The 22,031-nt window shown below is 63.9% G+C and carries 19 protein-coding genes; 3 read left to right on the top strand and 16 right to left on the bottom strand.

Going from position 1 to position 22,031, the window contains the following annotated elements:
- Positions 1 to 99 precede the first annotated feature (99 nt).
- A complete protein-coding gene (locus EAH73_RS19515; protein ID WP_140469105.1) occupies positions 100 to 696 on the bottom strand; it encodes a histidine phosphatase family protein in 597 nt (198 codons plus the stop codon).
- A 119-nt stretch (positions 697 to 815) separates the two neighbouring features.
- On the opposite strand from EAH73_RS19515, the gene EAH73_RS19520 reads away from it, so the two are divergent.
- On the top strand, positions 816 to 1,391 hold the full coding sequence (locus EAH73_RS19520; protein WP_140469106.1) for a hypothetical protein: 576 nt from the start codon (positions 816 to 818) through the stop codon (positions 1,389 to 1,391).
- A gap of 17 nt (positions 1,392 to 1,408) precedes the next feature.
- On the opposite strand, the gene EAH73_RS19525 is transcribed toward EAH73_RS19520, so the two are convergent.
- The 3 genes from EAH73_RS19525 to EAH73_RS19535 form a co-directional block, all read right to left on the bottom strand.
- A complete protein-coding gene (locus EAH73_RS19525) occupies positions 1,409 to 2,365 on the bottom strand; it encodes an EamA family transporter (protein WP_140469107.1) in 957 nt (318 codons plus the stop codon).
- 80 nt (positions 2,366 to 2,445) lie between these two features.
- Complete coding sequence (locus tag EAH73_RS19530) at positions 2,446 to 3,204, bottom strand: DUF2490 domain-containing protein (protein WP_161599614.1); 759 nt, start codon at positions 3,202 to 3,204, stop codon at positions 2,446 to 2,448.
- Positions 3,205 to 3,277: 73 nt separating this feature from the next.
- Positions 3,278 to 3,925 (bottom strand): zinc ribbon domain-containing protein, encoded by a 648-nt coding sequence (locus EAH73_RS19535; protein ID WP_140469109.1) that lies wholly within the window; start codon positions 3,923 to 3,925, stop codon positions 3,278 to 3,280.
- A 174-nt stretch (positions 3,926 to 4,099) separates the two neighbouring features.
- On the opposite strand from EAH73_RS19535, the gene EAH73_RS19540 reads away from it, so the two are divergent.
- A complete protein-coding gene (locus tag EAH73_RS19540) occupies positions 4,100 to 5,002 on the top strand; it encodes a helix-turn-helix domain-containing protein (protein ID WP_140469110.1) in 903 nt (300 codons plus the stop codon).
- Between the two features lie 83 nt (positions 5,003 to 5,085).
- Positions 5,086 to 5,937 (top strand): SDR family NAD(P)-dependent oxidoreductase, encoded by an 852-nt coding sequence (locus EAH73_RS19545; protein ID WP_140469111.1) that lies wholly within the window; start codon positions 5,086 to 5,088, stop codon positions 5,935 to 5,937.
- A gap of 137 nt (positions 5,938 to 6,074) precedes the next feature.
- On the opposite strand, the gene EAH73_RS19550 is transcribed toward EAH73_RS19545, so the two are convergent.
- From EAH73_RS19550 to EAH73_RS19600, 12 genes are all read right to left on the bottom strand, one after another.
- Positions 6,075 to 6,665, bottom strand: coding sequence for a hypothetical protein (locus EAH73_RS19550; protein ID WP_140469112.1), 591 nt, complete (start codon positions 6,663 to 6,665; stop codon positions 6,075 to 6,077).
- Between the two features lie 329 nt (positions 6,666 to 6,994).
- Positions 6,995 to 8,101, bottom strand: a complete 1,107-nt coding sequence (locus EAH73_RS19555) for an AIR synthase-related protein (protein WP_140469113.1) — start codon at positions 8,099 to 8,101, stop codon at positions 6,995 to 6,997.
- A 172-nt stretch (positions 8,102 to 8,273) separates the two neighbouring features.
- Positions 8,274 to 9,782, bottom strand: a complete 1,509-nt coding sequence (purF, locus tag EAH73_RS19560; protein WP_140469114.1) for an amidophosphoribosyltransferase — start codon at positions 9,780 to 9,782, stop codon at positions 8,274 to 8,276.
- A gap of 99 nt (positions 9,783 to 9,881) precedes the next feature.
- Entirely contained in the window at positions 9,882 to 10,538 is a 657-nt protein-coding gene (purN, locus tag EAH73_RS19565; protein WP_140469115.1) for a phosphoribosylglycinamide formyltransferase, read from the bottom strand.
- A gap of 17 nt (positions 10,539 to 10,555) precedes the next feature.
- Entirely contained in the window at positions 10,556 to 11,836 is a 1,281-nt protein-coding gene (gene purD, locus EAH73_RS19570) for a phosphoribosylamine--glycine ligase (RefSeq protein WP_140469116.1), read from the bottom strand.
- A 319-nt stretch (positions 11,837 to 12,155) separates the two neighbouring features.
- Complete coding sequence (locus tag EAH73_RS19575; RefSeq protein WP_140469117.1) at positions 12,156 to 13,106, bottom strand: phosphoribosylaminoimidazolesuccinocarboxamide synthase; 951 nt, start codon at positions 13,104 to 13,106, stop codon at positions 12,156 to 12,158.
- A gap of 6 nt (positions 13,107 to 13,112) precedes the next feature.
- Positions 13,113 to 14,006, bottom strand: coding sequence for a phosphoribosylformylglycinamidine synthase subunit PurQ (locus tag EAH73_RS19580; RefSeq protein WP_140469118.1), 894 nt, complete (start codon positions 14,004 to 14,006; stop codon positions 13,113 to 13,115).
- Positions 14,007 to 14,047: 41 nt separating this feature from the next.
- Positions 14,048 to 17,122, bottom strand: a complete 3,075-nt coding sequence (locus tag EAH73_RS19585) for a phosphoribosylformylglycinamidine synthase subunit PurL (RefSeq protein ID WP_240047344.1) — start codon at positions 17,120 to 17,122, stop codon at positions 14,048 to 14,050.
- A 38-nt stretch (positions 17,123 to 17,160) separates the two neighbouring features.
- Entirely contained in the window at positions 17,161 to 17,787 is a 627-nt protein-coding gene (gene pyrE, locus EAH73_RS19590; protein WP_140469119.1) for an orotate phosphoribosyltransferase, read from the bottom strand.
- 143 nt (positions 17,788 to 17,930) lie between these two features.
- Entirely contained in the window at positions 17,931 to 18,698 is a 768-nt protein-coding gene (pyrF, locus tag EAH73_RS19595; protein WP_140469120.1) for an orotidine-5'-phosphate decarboxylase, read from the bottom strand.
- Between the two features lie 278 nt (positions 18,699 to 18,976).
- Positions 18,977 to 19,150 carry a hypothetical protein gene (locus EAH73_RS23210; RefSeq protein ID WP_161599615.1) on the bottom strand — a complete coding sequence of 58 codons (174 nt, stop codon included), beginning with the start codon at positions 19,148 to 19,150 and terminating at the stop codon, positions 18,977 to 18,979.
- A 306-nt stretch (positions 19,151 to 19,456) separates the two neighbouring features.
- On the bottom strand, positions 19,457 to 21,652 hold the full coding sequence (locus tag EAH73_RS19600; RefSeq protein ID WP_161599616.1) for a T9SS type A sorting domain-containing protein: 2,196 nt from the start codon (positions 21,650 to 21,652) through the stop codon (positions 19,457 to 19,459).
- Positions 21,653 to 22,031 lie beyond the last annotated feature (379 nt).

A 22,031-nucleotide genomic window follows, 5' to 3' on the forward strand; every position in this document is an offset into this window, starting at 1 on the left:
GTAGCGTGGACTTTGTAGTCCGCGGCGCTGCCCGGTCGCCCAACGGTTACCGGCAGGACGAAGCGAAAGGCGCAGAATACAAAATCCGCGCTACACGCCCTAACCCGGGCAGATAATGGACGGGTAGATGTGCTCTTTGCCCCGCACCAGGGAGGGGCGCTTGGCCTTGCCCTTGGCCCCGCCGCCGCGGAAGCTGATGGTCCAGATGCTGTCAAAATCGTCGTCGGGCCAGTCCAGCTTGATTTTGATGCCCAGCTTTTTAGCGATTTCCAGGATGCTGTGGTGCTCCCATACCAGCAGCACCGTGCCGCGCTGGTGCCGCAGCTGCTTGGCGAGGCCCTTGGCGTTGTCGGTGGCGTAGTCGCTGTTGATGGTCAGGTTGTGGCGCACGGCGTAGGGCATCACGGTTTGCAGCATTCGGACGGTGGTCGTGTCCTTGCCGTCGGTGCCGATGAGCGGCACATAGGTGAAGTCGGGCGGGGCCATCAGCAGCTTGTCGAGCACGGCGGGCAGGGCCAGGGCCCTGTTCAGGCCGGCGCACGAGAGGTTGTCGCCCTCCGCCGGCTTCTCGCCGTGGCGGATGATGACGACGCGTAGCACGGGTACCTTGGCCGGGGCCGGCTCCTTCGGCGCGAAGGGGCCGAGCAGGTAGAGGAGGTACAGGCGGGCTTTGTCGGTCTCGGTAAGTTCGGGCATGTGGCCTGAAACGGAAAACCCCAACCGTTGGCGCACAACGAAGCAAAATTTCCGGCCCGCCCGGGGCCCCCGGCGCGGCCGGCGCTACCTTGCCCCCGCACCGCGCCAGCCCTCGCCCCATGCCGTTCCGCCGTCCCCTGGCCGCCGCCCTCCTCGCCCTACTGGCCGGCTGCCAAGCCCGGAAACCAGCACCAGCAGCCGCGCAACTAGGGCCCCCAGCAGCGGCACCGCGGCCGGCGGTGGACACGAGCCGCGTGGCGATTTTCCTTTATGATAAGGAGCGGGACCGGTATATTTTTCAAAACGCAGGGCCGGTGAAGGCTACGGTGCTATCAGCGGTAGAATTTGCAATTGTGGACTCTTTGCTCATAGCATGCATTAAAGACCATAATCAAGCGCAGGCTGTTGAGCTTGAGGACATGAGGAAGGCCGTGTACAAAGAATATCCTAAGGTGCAGTTGCACGAGGAACGGTACCTTATCAATCTGGCTAACTACAAGCGCCAATTGGTTGCGGTTACCAATGCAAAAGGCGAGAAAACCGTATGGATCAATTGCTTCTGCCGCGATGACAACCAGGCGTCTTGGCGCCAGCACATAGTTTCTGTGGACGATGGCGGAAATTGTTATTTCAATATCAAGCTTAATCTGACTCGACGTACCTGGTATGACATGATGGTCAACGGAGTTGCTTAATTTATAGTGGCCTTCCTTTAATCGACCACTCCCGCCTTTTCCGCCGCCGCGGGGGCCCTGCTGCCCAGCAGCAACAGGCCCACGGCCACCACCACCAGGGCCCCACCGCCGAGCATGGGCCAGCTGAGTTGCTCGCCGCCGAAGGCCCAGCCCAGGCCCACGGCCACCACCGGGTTCACGAAGGCGTAGGTACCGGCCAAGGCGGGCGTCACGGCTTGCAGCAGCCACACGTAGGCCGTGTAGGCCACCAGCGAGCCAAACGTAACCAGGTACGCAAAGGCCCACCACGACTTGGCGCTGACGGCCGCTAAATCAAGGTGTTGGGCTTCGCCGCGGGCCAGGCCCAGCACCACCATCACCAGGCCCCCGCACAGCATTTGCATGCCGCCGGCCACGAAGGGCGAGGCCGCCGCCGGCCGCCGCTTGCCGTAGAGCGAGCCAATGGCCCACACCAGCGCCGCCACCAGCACGCAGCCGATGCCCAGGGCCTCATGGCCGGGCTGAGCCACCGCGCCGCCCGCCCCGGCCGAGGCCCGCGCCAGCAAGTACACACCCGCCAGCCCGAGGCCCAGGCCCAGCGCCGCCAGCGGCGTGGGCCGCCCCGATACCCCGCTGGCCCAGCCCAGCAGCGCCAGCAGCATGGGCACGCTGGCCACCAGCAACGCCGCCAGCCCCGACGAAATATATTGCTCGCCCAGCGTCACGCCGCCGTTGCCGAAGGTGAGCAGGCAGATGCCGATCAGCAGGGCCCGGCCCCAGCTGGCGCGCGGCGGCGCCGGGGCCCCGCGCAGGCGCATGGCGCCGTAGAGCAGGGCCCCGGCCAGCGCGTAGCGGGTGCCCGCCATCAGCAGCGGCGGCAGGCTTTCGATGGCGAACCGGATGCCCAAATACGTGGAGCCCCAGATGAGGTACACCAGGGCAAAAGCAGTGACGAGGGCCGCGCGCGACGGCGCGGAAGGAGTAGAAACGAGCATAGAATGCAGCCATCGGCCGCTGAAAGTGAGGCCGTAAAAGTCGCATTTTTCCGCGCCGCGCCGCGCTGCGGGGGCCCCGGCTACCGCTGGCTGGCCGGCCGGAAGTCGGGGTTGAAGTACAGGCTTACCTGCACCGTGCGGTTGTCTTCGTACACGACGTTGTCGTCGTGCGACACCACTTGGTTGAGGTAGCTGGCCTCCACGGCCAGGGCCGCGGTGAGCCGGTAGCCCAGGCCCCCGTAGAGGCGGTTCTGGTTGAAAAAATTGGGCGCATTGTGGCCGTAGCTGACGAAGATTTCGTCCGACGCCAGCGCGTACAGGGCCCCGGGCTCAATTTTGGTTCGGTTGAGGGGAAATTTCAATTGCAGCCGGTAGCGCGAGCGGTGCTGGAAATCGAACTTCGCCTGGCCCTCCGGCCGCAGCCAGCGCTGGTCCTGGATGTAGCGATGAGCCAGCGCCAGGCGGCCGGCCGCTTGGTCAATTTCGACCTTCTCGTAGAGGCGCCGCTCGCCGGTGCGGCCCGGGTCGGGGTAGTCGCCGTAGGGCAGCGAGAGCAGGTAGGTGTAGCCCGCCGTCAGCAGCACCTTCTCCGACGCCGCGTAGTTGACGCCCGTGCGGTAGAAGTACTGTTGCGGGTCTTGCAAGCCGTTGGTGCGGCGGTACTGGAACTCGGTGTGCAGGCCCCAGCGCCGGTACACGTTGGCGTCAGAAAAGTAGCACAGCCACACGTTGCGGTTGGTGTCCCAGACGCGGGCCGGGGCCGGGCTGCCTGGCTGGGCCTGCGCAGCGCCCACCGCCAGCGCACCTGCCAACAGGAAAAAGAGGAAAAATCGCTTCACCCCCGCCCTAACGTAAGAAGAGGCCCCGGGGCTGGCCGGGGCCCTAATTTGTGGGCGCGGCTCTGCGTGCGGCTCAGTTCTTGGCGCCACAGTCGGCGCAGAATTTCTGGTCGGGTTTCAGGCCCGTGCCGCAGCCGGTGCAAAACCGGCCCGGGGCCTGGGCCGCGGCGCTGGGGGCCCCGCAGCTGGGGCAAAACTTCTGGCCCGCGGCCAGTTTGGCCTGGCAATTGGCGCACTGCACCAGCGGAGTGCGGCCCAGGAAATCAAGGTTTTGGGTGTAGTCCTGGGCGCGGGTTTTGGTGTGGATTTGCTCGCGGGTGGCCAGGGCCTGCTGGGCGCGCAGCTCCTCCTGCTCGTCGGGCGCGCAGTCTTCGCAAAGGCCGGCGCTGCCGTTCCAGCACACGTCGGGGCACACCCAGTGGCCGCAGCGCGTGCACTGCTTGAAGTAGGTTTTGCCCTCCGCCACGGCCGTTTCCAGGGCCCCGTCGTGGGCCTTGCCCCCGATGGCCCGCTGGATATGGTAGGCCGCGTTTTCGGCCCCGCTCAGGCCCCCAAAAAAGCTGCTGGCCGCCTGCAACAGCCCCCCGGCAATGCCGATGGCGTTGGGCTGGAACCGCGACATGTACCCGTTGCGGCACTTGTCGCAGTGGAACTTGAACTGGTAGCCCTTGTCGGTAGAAAGGTCGTCGTAGTTGGCAACGAACTGCAGCATGGTGCTCATGGCGGTCGGGAAAGGATGGCGCGGGCAAAAGTAAGGCAAGCACCGATAGCCATATAGCCAGCCTTCGATTTTACTGGCCCGGCCGTTTTGCGGCCTGGGGCCCCGGGCCAGCCCCGTAGCCGGCGCGCACCACTAAGTACCCCAAGGCCCGTTTGAATTGCGTAACTTCGCTGCATGCCCGAACACCACACCCTCGAAGACTTTTACCGCGTCAAGGCCAACTGGATGCCCGAAAACCTGCGGCAGGACATCGGCCACTTCAACGTGTTTCGGCTCGACGACTTTGTGGGGCCCGCAGCGCAGTCCTTGCCCTACAGCCGCAAGGATTTTTACAAAATCAACTTCGTGGTGGGCCAGAGCACGTACCACTACGCCGACAAAAGCGTGGTGATTGAGGACAACGCCCTGCTCTTTGCCAACCCCTTGGTGCCCTACGACTGGGAGCCGCGCAACGAGCAGCAGAGCGGGTTTTTCTGCATTTTCACGGAGCATTTTTTGCAGCAGCACGGGGGCCTCAAGCCGACCAATTTCTCGGTGTTTCAGCCCGACGGCCAGCCCATCTACTTCCTCACCGATGCCCAGCAGGCCCACGTGCGGCAGCTGTTCCAGAAGATGTTTGCCGAGCTGGACTCCGACTACGTTTACAAGTACGACTTGCTGCGCGGCTACGTATGGGAGCTGATTCACAGCGCTATGAAGCTGCAGCCGGCCACCACGCTCTACCGCGAGAGCAACGCCGCCACGCGCATTGCTTCGCTTTTTACCGAGCTGCTGGCCCGGCAGTTCCCCATCGAGGTGCAGGGGCAGCGGGTGAAGCTGCGCACCGCCCAGGACTTTGCCCACCAGCTGGCCGTGCACACCAACCACCTCAACCGCGCCCTGAAGGAAGTGACCGGCAAAACCACCACTCAGCTCCTGGCCGAGCGCCTCGTGCAGGAGGCCCAAGCCCTGCTCAAGCACACCGACTGGCCGGTGGGCCTCATCGGCTACGGCCTGGGGTTTGAAGAGCCGGCGCACTTCAACAACTTCTTTAAAAAGCACACCGGCCAAACGCCCACGGCCGTACGGGCTGTTTGATTTCCGTAAGCATTGGTTTGATTGGGGCAAACGGGCCGGCTGGGGGCACTTCTACTTTTGTGGTGTACTAAAAGCCTTTTCGCATGACCCCTTCAAATAAAAAAACCTGGTTTGTTACCGGGGCCTCCAAGGGCCTGGGCCTGCTGCTGGTGCAGCAACTGCTGGCGCAAGGCTACGCGGTGGCCGCCACCTCGCGCAACGCCGACGACCTGCGCCGCGCCGTGGGGCCCCCGTCCGACCGCTTCTTGCCGTTGCAAATGAACCTGGCCGACGAAGCCAGCGTGGGCCACGCCATCCAGGCCACAGTGGCCGCCTTCGGCCGCCTCGACGTGGTGGTGAACAACGCCGGCTACGGCCTCCTCGGCAGCCTCGAAGAGCTGACCGACGCCGAAACGCGGCAGAACTTCGACGTGAACGTGTTCGGCCTGCTCAACGTGCTGCGGCAGGCCACGCCGCAGCTGCGCGCCCAGCAAAGCGGCTTGGTATTCAACCTGTCATCCATCGGCGGTTTTGCGGGCACTTTCCCAGGCTTTGGGGTGTACTGCGCCACCAAATTTGCCGTAACGGGCCTCACGGAAGCCTATGCCGCCGAAGTGGCCCGCTTCGGCATCAAGGCCACCGTGGTGCTGCCCGGCTATTTCCGCACCGAGTTCCTCTCGGCCGGCTCGATGGGCACGCCACAGCACCCCATTGCGGCCTACCAGGAAGTGCGCGACACGCAGGCCGCGCACCAGGAGCAGATCAACGGCCAGCAGCCCGGCGACCCCGCCAAGGCCGTGGCCCTGCTCATCGAAGTGAGCGAGGCCGCCGAGCCGCCGCTGCACCTGTTCCTCGGCACCGATGCCTACCAACTGGCCGAGCAGCAAATCGCCGCCGTGCAGCACGACATGCAGCAGTGGCAGCCCCAAGCCACCGCCACCGATTTCAGCAGCTAAGCCCTCGGTGATGTTAGCGCAACAAAAAGGCCCGCCGGTATGGCGGGCCTTTTTGTTGCATTTGATAACCGATGGTGCGTTCGAAACTTATCAGGGGCCCAAACCGGGTAGGTGATTCAGGGCCCCTGGCGTCCAGGCTAGAAGGTGTAGCGCAGGCTCAGGGCAGCGTCGTTGTAGAAGCCAGTGTAGCCGTTGAACACCTCGAAAAACGGCTTGTAGTCGATACCGACGACGAAGGGCAGATCTTCCAGCTTGTATTCCAGGCCCAAAATAAGGTCGGCTCCGAAGGCGATGTAGTTCGCATTATCGTTGCGGTAGCCGTACGATGTAAGGTAATAAGCGTTTTTATGGCCCCGGTAGTAGCGGGCGTCTTCAAAATAGTAGCGGCCTTGGTAAGACCCGACGTGGAAGCCCGCGCCGTAGTAAAACTGCAAGCCCTTGGCGCCGGAAATGGCCTTGTGCTTTTCGCCCAGCAAGGTTAGGCGCGCGCCGTGCGCTTGGTACTCTGTCGTGACCAGCCCTTCGATGGCCACCCCGTTTTTACCACTCAGGAAGTGTTTGATGGTAAGCCCCGACGAGTAGCCGCCGCCCCGCAGCCCGATGCCCGTGCCATAGCTCGAACCACCGCCACTGCCACCGCTGCGGCTCTTTTTCTTGGTTTGGGCTTGCGCCAACAAGCCCGGTAGCAGCAACAGGACAAAAAGAATAGTAAACTGTAATCGTTTCATAATAAAAGAATAGGATGGCAGTAAAATTTGCACAAAACTAAGCCCACACCCTGGAGTTCTTTGGTTTGGCAACGATTTGGCCCGGGGCTGCTCCGCTAGCGCATTCATCCGCTGTTCACATAGCAATTATTTGTTGGATGCTGGCAAGTAGGGCCCCGGCAGCTTGGCGGCGGCGCGCCACGTGTTGCCGGCGCCAACCGCTACATGGCCAACCATTTAGACAAAAAGCCCCGCCAGAAACTGGCGGGGCCCTAAATATTTTTGTGGCTAAGCACAATCAAACCCGTCAACCGTTGCTTTAACGGCACCTTTTGCAGGTGCTCGGGCGCTTAGGATGCCGCATACTTCAGCTCCCCAGTCCCCACGCGCAGCGTCACGCCGGCTTCGGCGGTGAGGTGGCCGGCCACTTGGGCGTCGTAGCCGCTGGCCTGCAGGGCGGCCACCACGGCGGCGGCGCTGGCTTCTTCGGTCACGACGAGCATGCCGGTGCCCATGTTCCAGTAGAGGTAGGCAGTTTCGGGGCTGATGCCGCCCACTTCGCACAGGCGCTGCATGGCGGGCAGCGGCTCGAATAAGTTGTCGAGCAGGGCCCCCAGGCCGTTTTTCAGCACGCGCTGGAAGTTGTCGGCCACGCCGCCGCCGGTGATGTGGGCCACGCCGTGCAGCGGCAAGCCGGCGTCGAGCAGGGCCGCGATGCCGGGCGAGTAGATGAGCGAGGGCGCCAGCATGGCGTCGCCCCAGGTGGGGAACTCGGCGGCGTCGGGGCCGTCGTAGGGGGCCTCGTGCCAGTTGTCGCCGAACAGCTTTTGCAGGGTTTTGCGGGCCAGCGAGTAGCCGTTGGAGCGGAACGAGGGCGAGCGCAGGGCCACCACGGCGTGGCCGGCCTGGGCGGTTTTGCCGCTCAGGGGCTGGGCCAGGCTGGGGTGCAGCACGCCGACGGCCGTGGAGCACCAGTTGAAGTTCATTTGGGCCCCGGCCCAGCCGCCGATGCGGTTGCCCAGCTCGGCAATTTCGCCGCCCGTGATGGCGATTTTGGCGAAGTTGGCCGCGTCGTGCAGGCCGCGCATCAGCTGGTCCACCACGCCGTAGTCAAGGTGGTTCACGTCGATGATGTTCGAGAGGTTGGTGGGCACGAAGCCGGCGGCGATGAGGTCGTCGGCCGTCATGGCGATGAGGTCGTAGCCCAGCGTGTCGTAGCGGTTCAGGCGCTCGGCCACCTCAATCTTGGTTCCGATGCCGTCGGAGCTGATGCCCAGGCGCTCGGCCCCGAACCGGATTTCGTTCGAAAAGCCGCCGTCCAAATCCTGGGCGGGCTCGCCGGGCAGGCCGGTGCGGTTGGCGAAGGTTTTTTTGGCCCAGCCGTAGGCGTTGCGCGAGGCGGCGTTGCCTTCTTCGATGGAGTAGCCGGCGGGGTTTTCGGGGGCAGAAGTAGCCATAAGAGCTGTCGTCCTGAGCGCAACGAAGTGGAGCGAAGGAACTTCGCGCCGTTGCGCTTTCGGCATTGGTTTACTGCGGGTTGTGCAATCGTCCTTGGTTCCTTCGCTCCACTTCGTTGCGCTCAGGATGACACCGTGTTAAGTTAACCGTTGGGCCTGGGGCCCTAAAAACCTAGTGTTCCGTGGGCTCGGGGGCCTTGGCGCTCACCGATAGGCTGGCGGCTTTCTTGCCCTTCTTGTCGCCGCGGTGGCTCTGGCGCTCCTCCTGCACGTGGCGCAGGTAGTGGGTCACGTCGCCGGTGGGGTACTTGCCCGAGAAGCAGGCGAAGCACGAGCCGCCGTGGCCGCGCTCCTCGGCGAAGAGCTGCTCCAGGTCGGCCAGGTCCTGGTAAATGACCTTATCGGCTTCGATGTAGCGGCAGATTTCGTCCTCCGAGTAGTTGGCCGCAATCAGCTCGGTGCTCATGGCCATGTCGATGCCGTAGATGCAGGGCGACACGATGGGCGGCGCGCTCGAAATGAAGTACACCTCCAGGGCCCCCGCCTCGCGCAGCAGCCGCACGATGCGCCGCGACGTGGTGCCGCGCACGATGCTGTCGTCCACGACGGCCACCTTTTTGCCGCGCACAAACTCGCGGATGGGGTTGAGCTTTTTCTTCACCACGTCCTCGCGCCCGGCCTGGGTGGGCACGATGAAGGAGCGGCCCATGTGGTTGTTTTTCACCAGGGCCCGGCGGTAGGGCACGCCGATGGCCTCGGCCAGGCCGGAGGCGGCGAAATAGCCGCTGCTGGGCACGTCAATCACCATGTCGGGCTTCAGGCCGGCGTCGGCCACCTTGCGGGCCAGCAGCTTGCCCAGGCGCACCCGCTCGCGGGCCACCAGGCGGCCATGGATCACAGAGTCTTCGCGGGCGAAGTAAATCTGCTCGAAGGCGCAGAAGTTCTTGGGCAGCGCGTAGGGGTTTTTGTAGTGCACCTGGAAGTTGTTGTCGATGAAAATGGCCTGGCCGGGGCCCACATTTTCCACAAATTCAAAGTCCAGGTAATCAAAGCACGTGCTCTCCGACACGAAGGCGAACACGGGGCCCTCGGGCGTGTCGCGGCGGCCCAGCACCAGCGGCCGGATGCCCAGCGGGTCGGTGAAGGCCAGTAGACCGTGCCCGGCAATCATGGTGATGGTGGCGTACGCGCCTTCCACCAGCGCCTGGGTGGTTTCCACGGCGTCGAAAATGTCCACCACGCTCAGGTGGTCCAGGTCCTTCACGCGCAGCTCCGAGGCGAAGGTGTACATGATGAGTTCCAGGTCGTTGGTGGTTTTGGGCAGCACATGGTAGTGGTCGTGCAGGCGCTTGGCCACGTCGCGGAAGTTGATGACGTTGCCGTTGTGCACCATCGCCAGCCCGAACGGGTAGCTGGTGGTGAAGGGCTGGGCCAGGTCCGAATCGTTGGCGCCCTGCGTGGTGTAGCGCACGTGCCCGATGCCGGTGTGGCCCTTCAGCTTTTTCACGTGCTTGGGCTTGAACACGTCGTTCACCAGGCCCTGCCCCTTGCAGAGGTGAAAGGACTCGTCGAACGTGGCGATGCCGGCTGCGTCCTGCCCCCGGTGCTGGAGGGCAGTGAGGCCGATAATCATGTCGCCCACCACGTTGTCGGGGCCGTGGAAACCTACAATACCGCACATAATCCGTTGGGTTTATCTAGAAACTAAAAAGCAAAATTAAGGAATAGCGGTGGGTTGGGTGGGCGGAAGAGCGTTGGCAACCAATAAAAATAGCCCTTCTCAGGGCCCAGTTTTAATTAAATCCGCCAGCGCCCGGGCGTACAGCTCGTGCTCCACGGCCAGGCCGCGGCGCTCCACTTCGGCCAGGGTGTCGGCCCCACGCAAGTCCACCGCTTGCTGGGCGAGGATGGGGCCCGTGTCGAGACCTTCGTCCACGAGGTGCACGGTGATTTTGGTCGCCGGCAGGCGGTTGTCGAAGGCCCATTCGTAGGCGTGCAGGCCCTGGTGCTGGTGGGTGTCGGCGGGGTGGATGTTGAGGATGCGGCCCGCAAACGGCTGGATGAAGGCCGGCGACAGGATGCGCATGTAGCCGGCCAGCACCACAAAATCGGGCCGGTACTGCTGGAGCAGCGCGGCGGCTTCGGCGTCGAACTCGGCCCGCTTGCGGCCCTGACTGGGCAGCGCCGCCGTGGGGCAGCCCAGGGCCCCGGCGGCTTCGAGGCCGGGCGCGTCGGGCTTATTGCTGAACACCACCACTACCTCGGCCAGCTCGCGCAAAACTCCGGTTTGGGTGGCGCGCACCACGGCCAGCATGTTGGAGCCGCGGCCCGAGAGCAGGATGGCCAGGCGCGCCTTGGCGGGCGCCCCGGGCCCGGGGGCCCCGGCGGGGCCCGCGGGCGCCGGGCGGCTGTCGTACTGCGGCGGGGTCGTCGTCATGGCAGCGGGTTCAAGCTTCAATTTACGGCGCGTTGGGTGAAATCCGGCGCCGGGCGCTGGGCAATGTCGGGCCGCACGTACTTGTCCTGGAATTCGACGAGCGCCGCGGCCTCGTAGGCGCGGGCCGTGGCGGCGGCCAGCGTGGGGCCCTGGGCGCTGAGCACCAGCACCCGCCCGCCGCTGGTAACCAACTGGCCATCAGCGTTCCGCTTGGTGGCGCCGTGGTACGCCGCCACGCCGTCCGGCAAGTTTTCCAGCCCCGTGATGGGGAAGCCCGTGGGGAAGCCGCCGGCTGGGTAGCCGCCCGAGGCCAGTACCACGCCCACGAACGCGCCCGGCCGCTGCCGCACCACCTGGCGCGCCAAGCCGCCGTCGAGCGTCGCCTCGATCAGCGCCAGCAGGCTGCTGTCCATGGCGGGCAGCAGCACTTCGGCCTCGGGGTCGCCGAGGCGCACGTTGTACTCCAGCAATTTGGGCCCCGTGGGCGTCAGCATGATGCCGAAGTACAAGAAGCCGCGGAACTCGAATTGCTCGTTTTGCAGCCCCCGCAGGGTGGGCTCGATGATGTCGCGCCGGATGTCGGCCAGCACGTTGTCGTCGGCAAACGGCACGGGGCAGTAGGCGCCCATGCCGCCGGTGTTGGGGCCCTCGTCATTGGCCAGCAGCTGCTTGTGGTCCTGCGAGGTGGCCAGCAGCTTCATCTCGTGGCCGTCGGTGAGGCCGATGATGCTGATTTCGGGGCCCGTCAGCTTTTCCTCTAGCAAGAACGAATACCAGCCGGTATAGTGCGCTTGCAAGTCGTCGAGCGCCGCCTCGGCTTCGGCCGGCGAACTGCAGACGTACACGCCCTTGCCGGCGGCCAGGCCGTCGTACTTCACCACCACCTGGCCACCCAGCTCGGCGGCTTTGGCACGGGCGGCAGCCACCTCGTCGCTGCGGAACGGCCAGGCCTGGGCCGTGGCCACGCCGTGGCGCCGCATAAAGTCCTTGCTCCACACCTTGGAGCTTTCCAGCAGGGCCCCCGCCTTGGTCGGCCCAAACACTTTGATGTCGGAGCCGGCGAAGTAGTCGGCCACGCCGGCGGCCAGCGGCGCCTCGGGGCCCACCACAATCAGTTGCACGCCCTGGTGGCGGGCATAGGCTTCCAGCGCCGCAAAGTCGAGCGGGTCGAGCCCGGGGTGGCTGTTGGGGATGCCGGCGTTGCCGGGCACCACTTGCACCGACGCGCCGTCACTGGTCAGCTTGGCGGCCATGGCGTGCTCGCGGGCCCCGGAACCGAGGAGAATGATGGGTTTCAAAGGCTATTGGTATTTAAAAACTGTCTTAAAACGCTTTCTCCTCAATCTCCGCTGAGTCAGCAATTATTACCAGATTATCTTTCTAATGGGGCTCGTTAGAGTTTCCGAAAGGGTCCAAAGATTGGCTTTGGTGGTGGCAATGTCCTGGCGCAACTGCTCGCGCAACCGTGGTGTGTTGAGGGCCCTAAGGGCGGCCTGGGCGGCGGTCGAAGTGCACCACGGTTAGGTTGGGTGCGTCCGAAGGCATGGCGACCGACGAATTCAAGTTCGCAGCCAGCTCGGCATAACCCTTCCACGGCGGGCACATCACGCGGCCAACCTAAGCGTCCTTCATGATGCCGGCTTGCACCAGGTTGGCCACCAGGCGGGCACGGGCATCCTGGCGGTCCGAGCCGGGGGCCCCGGCTTCGGCAGTTTCCGCCGTGGGCAGGGCCTGGCCAGTGATGCGCTGGTAGATGTCGAGGTAGCGGCGGCTGGCTTCCTGGGTCACTTCCGGGGTGAGGGCGCGGGGGTACTGGCCATCTTTCTTGTTGGCAATCAGCCACTGGCGCACGTACTCTTTGTCCATCTGCGTAGCAGTGAGCGGGTTGGCCGCGTAGTCGTCGGCCGCCCAGAAGCGCGACGAGTCCGGCGTGTGCATCTCGTCGATGAGAATCAGCTGGCCATCGAGCAAACCAAACTCGTACTTAGTATCAACAAGGATGATGCCCTTTTCGGCCAGCATCTGAGAGCCTAAAGCGAACAGCGCCAGCGACTTCTCGCCCATCTGGTCGTACAGTTCCTTGCTCACCCAGCCCTCGCTCACGAGGTTTTCGGGGGTAATTTCGCGGTCGGACTCCTCCTTGGTAGTAGGCGTCAGGATGGGCTGCGGAAACGCCTGGTTTTGGGTCAGGCCGTCGGGCACCGTCACGCCCGAAAACGTGCGCTGGCCGGCCTGGTAGCCGCGCCACATCGAGCCCGTCAGGTACTGGCGTACAACCATTTCCACCTTAATTGGCTGCGCTTCCTTCACCAGCATGGCGTTGGCGTCCACCAGCTTCAGCACGTGGTTGGGGATGATGTGCGCGGTTTTGGCAAACCAAAAATCCGCCAGGCCGTTCAGCACCGCACCCTTGTGCGGGATGGCCGTTTCAAGCACCGAATCGAACGCCGAAAGGCGGTCCGTCACAACGATGAGGCGGTCGCCCGACGGGGCCCGGAGGCTGTCGCGGACTTTGCCGCGGTGCAGCAGTTGGAGCTGGGGGGTATCGAAAGACGAAAGAGTGTTCATGGAGACTTAGCTGGCCAAAACTGAATGCTTTTGAGCGATGTGCTCCACAATATTTCTAAAAATCCGCAGCCCCTCTCCCTCTTCCGGGGCCCCCGGGTTTTGGCGGCGGCGGCGGGCCCAGTCGGGGTGGTTGAAAGCTGACAGGAACGCCTCGGGGTGCGGCATCAGGCCGAACACCTGCCCGGTGGGGTCGGTGAGGCCCGCGCAGTTGAGGTCGGCGCCGTTGGGGTTGTGCGGGTACTCGCTGGTGCCGTCGCCGGCCGCGTCGATGTAGGAAAGGCAGTTCAGGCCGGCTGCTTCCAGGGCCCCGCGAGTGGCGGCGTCGGGCACCACGAGGCGGCCTTCGCCGTGGCGCACGGGCACCTCCAGCACATCGAGGCCTTTGAGGAAGGGCGTGGTGGTGCGCGGGTGCACGCGCAGCCGCACCCAGCGGTCTTCGTAGCGGCCCGAGGCGTTGTGCGTCAGCGTCACTTCGGGCGTCACGTCGCCGCCCAGGTTGGGCAGAAGGCCCAGCTTCACCAGCACCTGGAAGCCGTTGCAGATGCCGAGCACGAACTTGCCGTCGGCCACGAACTGCTTGATGTCATCGAGTAGCGTGCGGCCCCCGGGGCCCGTCTGGCGGTAGCGCAGCTTGTTGGCCAGCACCACGCCCGAGCCCAGGTCGTCGCCAAACGAGAACCCGCCGGGGAACGTTAGCACGTCGAAATCGTGGATGCTTACCGCGCCGTGCAGCACCTGGTTGAGGTGCACAATGGTGGCTTGGGCCCCAGCGAGCCGGTAAGCGGCCGCAATTTCCTCTTCGCAGTTGATGCCGAAGCCGGTGAGCACGAGGGCCCGCACGGCGCTATCTTGTGCCGATAATTGAACTTTATGTACTAGCTCCTGCGAGTCTTGTGCCATCTGATTTGGGTTTTGGGCCGAAGCGCCAGCAGTTTGTGCCATTAGTGCCCGGTCGTCTCGCCGAAGCCGGCAAGCTCGTCCACTCCAAGCAATTGATTAACAGGCCCGTTTGACCAGGTGTGCCGCAGCTCAGTAGTGGGGGCCCCAATGACCGTTTGGCCGGCGTGGCGCACGGCCAGCTGGCCGTCGTCCGTCACGGTGCCCAGGCGCGTGGCGCGGCCGCCCAGCAGCGCCTCGAACGCCACCACATCGGCCGGGGCCACGGTGGCCACGAAGCGCGAGTGCGACTCCGAGAACAGCTGCGCGGCCAGGCTCAGCCCAGTTGCGGGCAGCTCCACCGAAGCACCGCAGCCGTAGCCGAACGTGGCTTCGGCCAGCGCCACGGCGAGGCCGCCGTCGCTCAGGTCGTGGCACGACTGAATCAGGGCCCCGTCGTTGGCCTGGCCGATGAGCGTGTACAGCGCCTTGGCTTCGGCAAACCGCACCTGGGGCACCTGGGCCCCCAGCTCGCCGTGCAGGGCGTAGAACTCAGAGCCGCCCAGCTCGTCGTAGGTTTCGCCCAGCAGGTACACCACATCGCCCGGCTCCTTGAAGTCGGAGGTGATGGCGCGGCGCACGTCTTCCATCTTGGCCGTCATCGAGTAGAGGACGGTAGGCGGCACGGAAATCTTCACGCCGTCGGCCTTGAAGTCGTTCTTCATGCTGTCCTTGCCGCTCGTGAGCGGGATGCAGTAGGCGGCCGTGGCGTCGCGCAGGGCCTCGCACATCTGCACCAGCTTGGCCAGCTTCTGCTTTCCGTCGGGGTTGATGGCGGGATCGTACACCGAGTCGGGCACGCAGAAGTTGTCGTTCACCGACCAGAAAATGCCGTCGCCGGGCGTGAGGTTGGGCAGCTTGCCGCCCACGGCGATGATCTGGCGCACGGCCTCGTCGAACGAGCCGGCCGACATCTGGTAGGCGTCAAGGTCGCCGTAGCGGGGCAAAATGCCGTTGCTCACGGCCACGCCCTCCCAGCTCTCAAAGTTGAAGCGCACCACGGCCGCGTCCTGCGGAGCCTGGCCGGTGGCGCCCATCAGCGGCTTCACAATGGTGCGGCCCTTTACCTCGTGGTCGTACTGCCGGATGACGGCCTCGCGCGAGCAGATGTTTAGGGCCCCCAGCAGCTGGCGCAGCGTGTCGGTGTAGTCGGTTTGAGCCGGAATGGCCGGCTCGGTGGCCACGGGTTTCTCGTACTCGGCCGCCAGCGTTTTGCGCGGCACGCCGTCGTGCAGAAACTCCAGCGCCAGGCGCGCCACGGGCTGCCCGTCGAAGTTCACGTCCAGCGAGCCGTCGTTGGTGAAGTGGCCGATGTCGGTCAGCTCCACTTCCATTTCCTGGCCCAGCGCCAGCAGCTCGGCCATGCGGCCGGGCTCCACCACCAGCGTGAACCGCTCCTGCGATTCGCTCACAAAAATCTCCCAGGGCCGCAGGCCGGGGTACTTCAGCGGCACTTTTTCCAGCTCTACCACGGCGCCTCCGCTGATGCCGGCCAGCTCGCCCACCGAGGACGACAGGCCGCCCGCGCCGTTGTCGGTGCTGCACTTGAGCAGGCCCCGGCGGGCGGCGAGAAGCAGGAAATCCATCGCCAGCTTTTGGGTGATGGGCGAGCCGATTTGTACGGCCGTGGCGGGGGCGCTTTCGTCGAGTTCGATGCTGGAGAACGTGGCGCCGTGGATGCCGTCTTTGCCCACGCGGCCGCCGGCCATCACAATCCGGTCGCCGGCGTCAATCTTTTTCTCCCACGAGTCGAGGCCCGCGAACTGCATGGGCATCACGGCGCCGGTGCCGCAGTACACAAGCGGCTTGCCGCGGTAGCGGTCGTCGAACACGATGGCGCCGTTCACCGTCGGCACGCCCGACTTGTTGCCGCCGTCCTCGATGCCCTTGCGCACACCTTCCAGAATTCGGCGCGGGTGCAGCTGGCCGGTCAGCAGGGGCCCGTCGTAGTCGGGGTTGCCGAAGCAGAGCACGTTGGTGTTGAACAGCAGCCGGGCCCCGCCGATGCCGGTGGCCAGCGGGTCGCGGTTATTGCCCAAAATGCCGGTAATGGCCCCGCCGTACGGGTCGATGGCCGAGGGCGAGTTGTGCGTTTCCACCTTCCACACAAACAGCGAGTCGGCGTTGATGCGCACAGCCCCCGCGTTGTCGCTGAATACTTTAACGAGCCAGTCGTTGCCGTTGGCCCGCAGCTGGCGGTCCACTTCCGAGGTGGCGTCCTTGATGTAGGTTTTGAAAAGCGAGTCAATCTGCTTCTCCTCCCCCGTCGCCAAATCGCGGTAGTTGATGACGGCGCTGAACTCCTTGTGCTTGCAGTGCTCCGACCACGTTTGGGCGATGATTTCCAATTCGCAATCGGTGGGGTCGGCGGGCAGGCCCTGGGCGCGGCGCGTGGCCTGCGTGTCGGCCGCGGCGTAGTAGTCGCGCACGGCGCGCATTTCCTCCAGGTTCAGCGCGTAGATGTTGTCCTTCGAGAGCTGCACCAGCGCCCCGTCGCTGAGGCCGGTGAGCGAAATCGTCTCCGTAATGGCCTCCGCGCCGCCGCCGGGCCGCGGCGTGTAGTCGCGAATGCCGTCGGCCACGCGCCCCACCTCGAAGCGGTTGATCATCTTGTTGCCCAGCAGTTCCTCGGCCAGGCGGCGCAGGTCGGCGGTGGGCAAGTCGTTTTCGAGCAAGTACAGGCGCTTGCTGAAAATGTGCTGCGTGTGCGTGTCCAGCGGCTCGTTGAGGAAGTCGGCCAGCGCGTTCTGGGCGCTGGTGCCTTCGTCGTCCGTCACGCCGGGGCCCCGGGCCACCAGGATATAAGCAGCGAAGCCGGGCACGGGGGCCACGGCTTCGTTTAGGGTTACGTCGTGCAGCACCGGGTCGGCGAGGCAGCGGGTGGCAAAGGCGCGCAACTGCTCCGTGCTCAGGGCCCCGTAGCGCACCGTGTAGCGGGCGGCGGTGCGCACGCGGCCGGTGGCCAGGCCCAGGTGGCGCGCCGCGGCGGCCGCCACCCGGTGGCCGTCGCCGTCGTGCTGGCCCGGCTTGAGGGTGAGTTGGATGGTATGGGTGGTCGGTTCCAGATCCGTCAAAGTCATAAGTCCTCGCTAAAAAGCTGCCTTCCTAATCAGTGTTTTCAAGCGGCTTTCTCGGGCCGGCTGCCCGGCTTCACGGCCGGCACCCCGGCCAAATGCGCCGGAATGTGGTCGGCGTCAAACACGGCGGCGTTTACCGCCAACAGCGCAAAGTTCGGGAACGGAAGCTTCACCGCACCACCCGTCCGGTCAATTAATGAAGCCACTGCCAAAACTTCCACCCCCATTTCGGCCAAAACCCGCGCCACTTCCAGCGTGCTCTTGCCGGTCGTAACTACGTCTTCCGCAATGATTACCCGCTCGCCCGGGCGCAGCGTAAAGCCGCGCCGCAAGGTCATTTCGCCCTGCGCGTCGCGCTCCGTAAAAAGTGAGGGCACGCCCAGCTGGCGGGCCAGCTCGTAGCTCACCACCACGCCGCCCATGGCGGGGCCCACCACAGTATCGGGCACCAGGCCGGCGGCGCGCAGCTGCGCGGCCAGCACGGCCATGGCCGGCGCCGCCAGCTCGGGCCGCCGCAAAAAGCGGGCACACTGCACATACGTATCCGAGTGCAAGCCCGACGACAACTTGAAGTGGCCGGTCAGCAGCGCGTCTTCCCGGCGCAGTTGCGCTTCCAAGATGGTGGCTACTTCGGCAGCGGGCAGGTCGGGGGTGAGGGTTGGGGTCATTTTAGTGTAATTTTTTATTGCCGCTTTATTATTGTCTCTTAACTGTCATGCTGAGCCTGCGAAGCATCTTATCACGCTTAGGAAATCGTGCAGCGGTGAAAAGATGCTTCGCAGGCTCAGCATGACGGATACTCATTAAGCAATCAAGATTTTACTAAGCGAAATTCATTGATCTGGTCGCGCAATTCCTGCGCCGCTTTCCCAGCGTCGGGCGCTTGCCAAATGCTGCGCGAGGCATTGATGAGCACGCCGCTGCCGTCTTTGCGCAGGCCGGCTTTAAGCGTAGCGGCCAGGTCACCGCCCTGGGCCCCAATGCCGGGTACCAAGAACCACTGCCGTGGGCAAGCGGCCCGCACCCGGGCCATGGCCGTGGGCTCGGTGGCACCCACCACGAGGCCGATAATGGCCTCAGGCAGTTCCTCGTCGAGCTGCCGGGCCACCTGGGCGGCCAGGTCGCTGAGGTGGCCGCCGTGGGCCAGGGCCTGGTCTTGCAGGTTGTGGGCGGGCTTGTTGGAAGTTTTGGCCAGCGAGAACACCAGCTTGCCGGGCCGGGCGAAGGGCCGGATGGCGTCGTCGCCCATGTAGGGGTTCACGGTCACGCCGTGGGCCCCCACCACGTCGTAGGCGAAGCGGGCGTAGTGGTCGGCCGTGTTGGCGATGTCGCCAAACTTGCCGTCCAGTATCACCGGAATATCGGCGGGAATGCTCTGGATGGTGCTTTTCAGCAGCGCTACACCATCTTCCCGACTCAGGAAAAACGCTAGATTCGGCTTGAAAGCCGCCGCGTAGGCGTGGGTTTCGGCTACCACCTGGCGCAGGCGCACCGCCACTTCGGCGTCTGTGCCAATGGGATCGAGGCCTACGCAGAGCAGCGAGTTGGCCGAATGAACACGGGTAATCAGTTGTTGCATAAGAGCGCGGGCACCGGGGGCCCACGGGTAAAACGAGTTGGTAATTTGAGCGCGCCGTCGGGCGGCGGCACGGCCCGCTGGGGGCCTTAAAAGCAAAGCCGCCCGGCTTGCACCGGGCGGCTCGTCAGGCCCCCATCGCTCCCACCGTGCGGGGCCCGTTGGGAAAGGCCACGAAGCCCCGTGCCACGGCCAGCGGCAACGCAGCAGCGGCTACTTTCGGGGCGGGTGGGTTAGTATTCAAAAGAGAGGAAATGAGGGGCCTGGGCAACTTCTTTTGATTAGAAACCGCGCGGGGCGGGCATAAAAAAACCGTCTCGGAAAACCGAAACGGCAGCGGAGTAAACAGCAGAAAAAGTAGAAGAGCCGCCCAAGGCAATGACCGTTTGGGCCTCTCGCAGAATGCTTTGCAGCTTCGTTCCACGCTCCATTGGGTGATGATTGGGGCGAATCATGCTGCAAAATTAAGCCAATTTTATGCCCGGTAATTGCTCGGCCGAATTAATTTTTTATTTCGTCACAAATTCAATTCGCATTGGGGCCCCAAATCGTGTCAATTAATGCCAACCCAGTTTGCGGCCGCGGTAGACACCCAGCCTTTTTTGGGGGCCCCGCGACTGGTTGCTCCACCGGGGGCCCTGGCCGCACCTTTAGCGCTTTGTTTTGCCCCGGGCTCCGGCCCGGCAGCGCGCCAAACGCACGGGGCCCGGCCAACAATTAAGTCGGCCGGGCCCCGTGGCTTTTTATATAGTCCGGCGGGGCTACTGGGCCACCACCAGGCGCTGGGTGGCTACGCGGTTGCCCGCCGCGTCGCGCACCACCACGTGGTAGAGGCCGGTGGGCAGCGTGGGCAACGTGGCCACGGCGCCGGCTTCGGCGGCCAAGGGCACCTGGCGCACGAGCTGGCCCATTTCCGAGTACACGGAGGCGCTGACGGCCCCAGCGCCTTCGTAGCGCAGGCTCACGGGGGCCGAAGCCAGCGCGGGGTTGGGGTACACTTGCAGGCCGCTGCTGGCCAGGGCGCCACCGGCCAAAGCTACCACGGGCGAATAGGCAATTGTGCCATCCACATCAACCTGGCGCAGGCGGTAGTACAGCGTCGTGCTGCCCATTGCCGCGGCGCTGGCATCGGTGTACTGGTAGCGGTGGGCCTCCGAACTGTTGCCAGCGGCGGCCACCTGGCCCACGGCCTGGAACTCGGCGGCGCTGCCACCGCGGCGCTCTATTACAAACTGGCTGCTGTTGTGCTCCGAGGCCGTGGCCCAGGCCAGGTTGGCGCCGGTAGCGGTGCGGCGGCCAGTGAAGTCGGTCAGCACCACGGGCAGGGGGGCGACAAACACCACGGGCAGCACTGCCTGCGGATCATCGGCAAAGGCGTTGAACACCTTCATGCCGCTCAGGGCGGTCACGCCACCGACCACGTCGAGCCGCACCGAAGAGAAGGACTTGGTCGTGAGGAACGAAACTTCGGTGCGGCCATTTGGCAGCAAGCCAATCGAAAGCAAGTCGCTGGCCGCAGCGCTTTCCACCAATTTCCCAGCTGCGTCGTAGGTCGACAAAGTGAGATTTTTCAACACGCTAACGTCGAGCAGGGCCCCGGTTAGCAGACCAGCACCCGGCCCGACCACCATACCAGCGCGGTTGCCGGCCAGGCCGTTACCGTTGAGGTCAACTTTCAGAAACTGACTGTTGCCCACGCCCAGTACAGTGGCAAACTGTGCAAAATCGTTGGGGTTGGCACTGGCAGCGTTTTCAGGATTCGCAACCGCAGCGAGGTCAACGCACACAATAGCAACGCAAACCCGGCTAGCGGCACTGCCAGTAGCGCGGTTGGTGGTAGTAGTAAAATCCGAGATTACCTGCTTGGCTTGGCCAAAGGCACGTGGCTCCAGGCCAAAGCCGTAGTACAGCTGCATGTTGTCGAGCACCGAGACCGTCGACGTGCGCTCGATGCTTACGGCATCGAACGGCAGCGTGGTGGGGAAGCCCACCCGCGTTTGGCCACCGGGCAGCACATTCAGTTGCAGCAGGCTAGCGTCGGTGTTGGTTTCTTGGGGTACGCCGTTCAGGAACGTGCGGATACGCACGCCGCTCAGCACGTTGGCGTCCAGCAAGCCGGCGTTGCCCACCATGAAGCCGGCGTAGTACCCAGCCGGCGAGGCGGGGCCCTCCAGCTTCACGCGCAGCGTAGGGGGGCAGCTTACTGTAGCGAAGCTGCCGAAAGTGGCGTAGTTGGTCAGGTCCATGTCCACGGCCCGGTCCGGGTTGCCCACGCTGGAATTAACGCACGCCTGCACCAGCTTATTACCGTCGAGTTTGTAGGCCGTACTGCTGTATTTGGTATCGTTGGGGGTGGCGAAGCGCGAGAGGGCCCCCAGGAGCGGCACCTGCGAAGCGCCAACGACCCCGTAGGCATTGTACACGTTGGTTTTGAAGTTCAGATTGGCAGCGTTGGCGATGGTCACCTCCACGGCGTCAAACGGCTTGATGGTCACGAAATCGACTGGCGTGGGGTCGCTGCCGGCGCCGAGCAAATTGGTCTGGAGCAGCGTGGCGTCCACCACGTGGCTTTCCTGGAGCACACCGCCAAGGTAGGTGCGCATGGTGGTTGCGCCCAGTGCCGACCCGCCGATGCCCGACGTATTGGCGAGCAGCATACCGGCCCGGTAACCAGCCGGGGCGGGCCCACCAACCAGCGGCAGGCGCAGCGTCACCGGGTTGCCGGTATCGGTGGTTACGACCGCCGCAATGGCGGCTCCGCTGGTACCGAGGGAAATGCTACCGCCCCCGGTGAGCACCGGCGAAGCGGGGTAGAGGGCCCCCGTCGAGCCCTTAGAATAATAGGCCCGTGGCAGTACGGTTTGGGCCAGGCTGCCTGCAACAGCGACCAGCAGCAGGATGAGGACACACACCAACCGCTGGAAAGTACGGGCGAACGTCAGGTTAGAATAATACATGATTGGGCAGGAGGGTAGTAGTGAGTCGATAGAAGTTATTCTGATTGGCATCACTCTTTACAATCGACTATCCATTTTTCAATTAATTATCTATATTATTGTTAATCATTGGTTTAAATAAAAAATTGTTCGCACAAATCGTATTTTAGGTTCCATTGTGGGATTTATATTCCTAAATTGGGAATGCGAATACTGCGATATGGAAAATAAATTTTCATTTTCGCAATCCAATAGCTTAATTTTACCGTAGCTAGGGGGTTTATCCGTATTTACCATAAAATTTACAGGCTCCCATAAAATATAATTATTTTTATAAAATCTCCTATTTTATCGCGTTGATAGGCAAATTTTGGGCCCCTGCGCTTCGTCTGATATTCCT

This window comes from Hymenobacter nivis (assembly GCF_006439025.1).
Taxonomy (GTDB): Bacteria; Bacteroidota; Bacteroidia; order Cytophagales; family Hymenobacteraceae; genus Hymenobacter; species Hymenobacter nivis_A.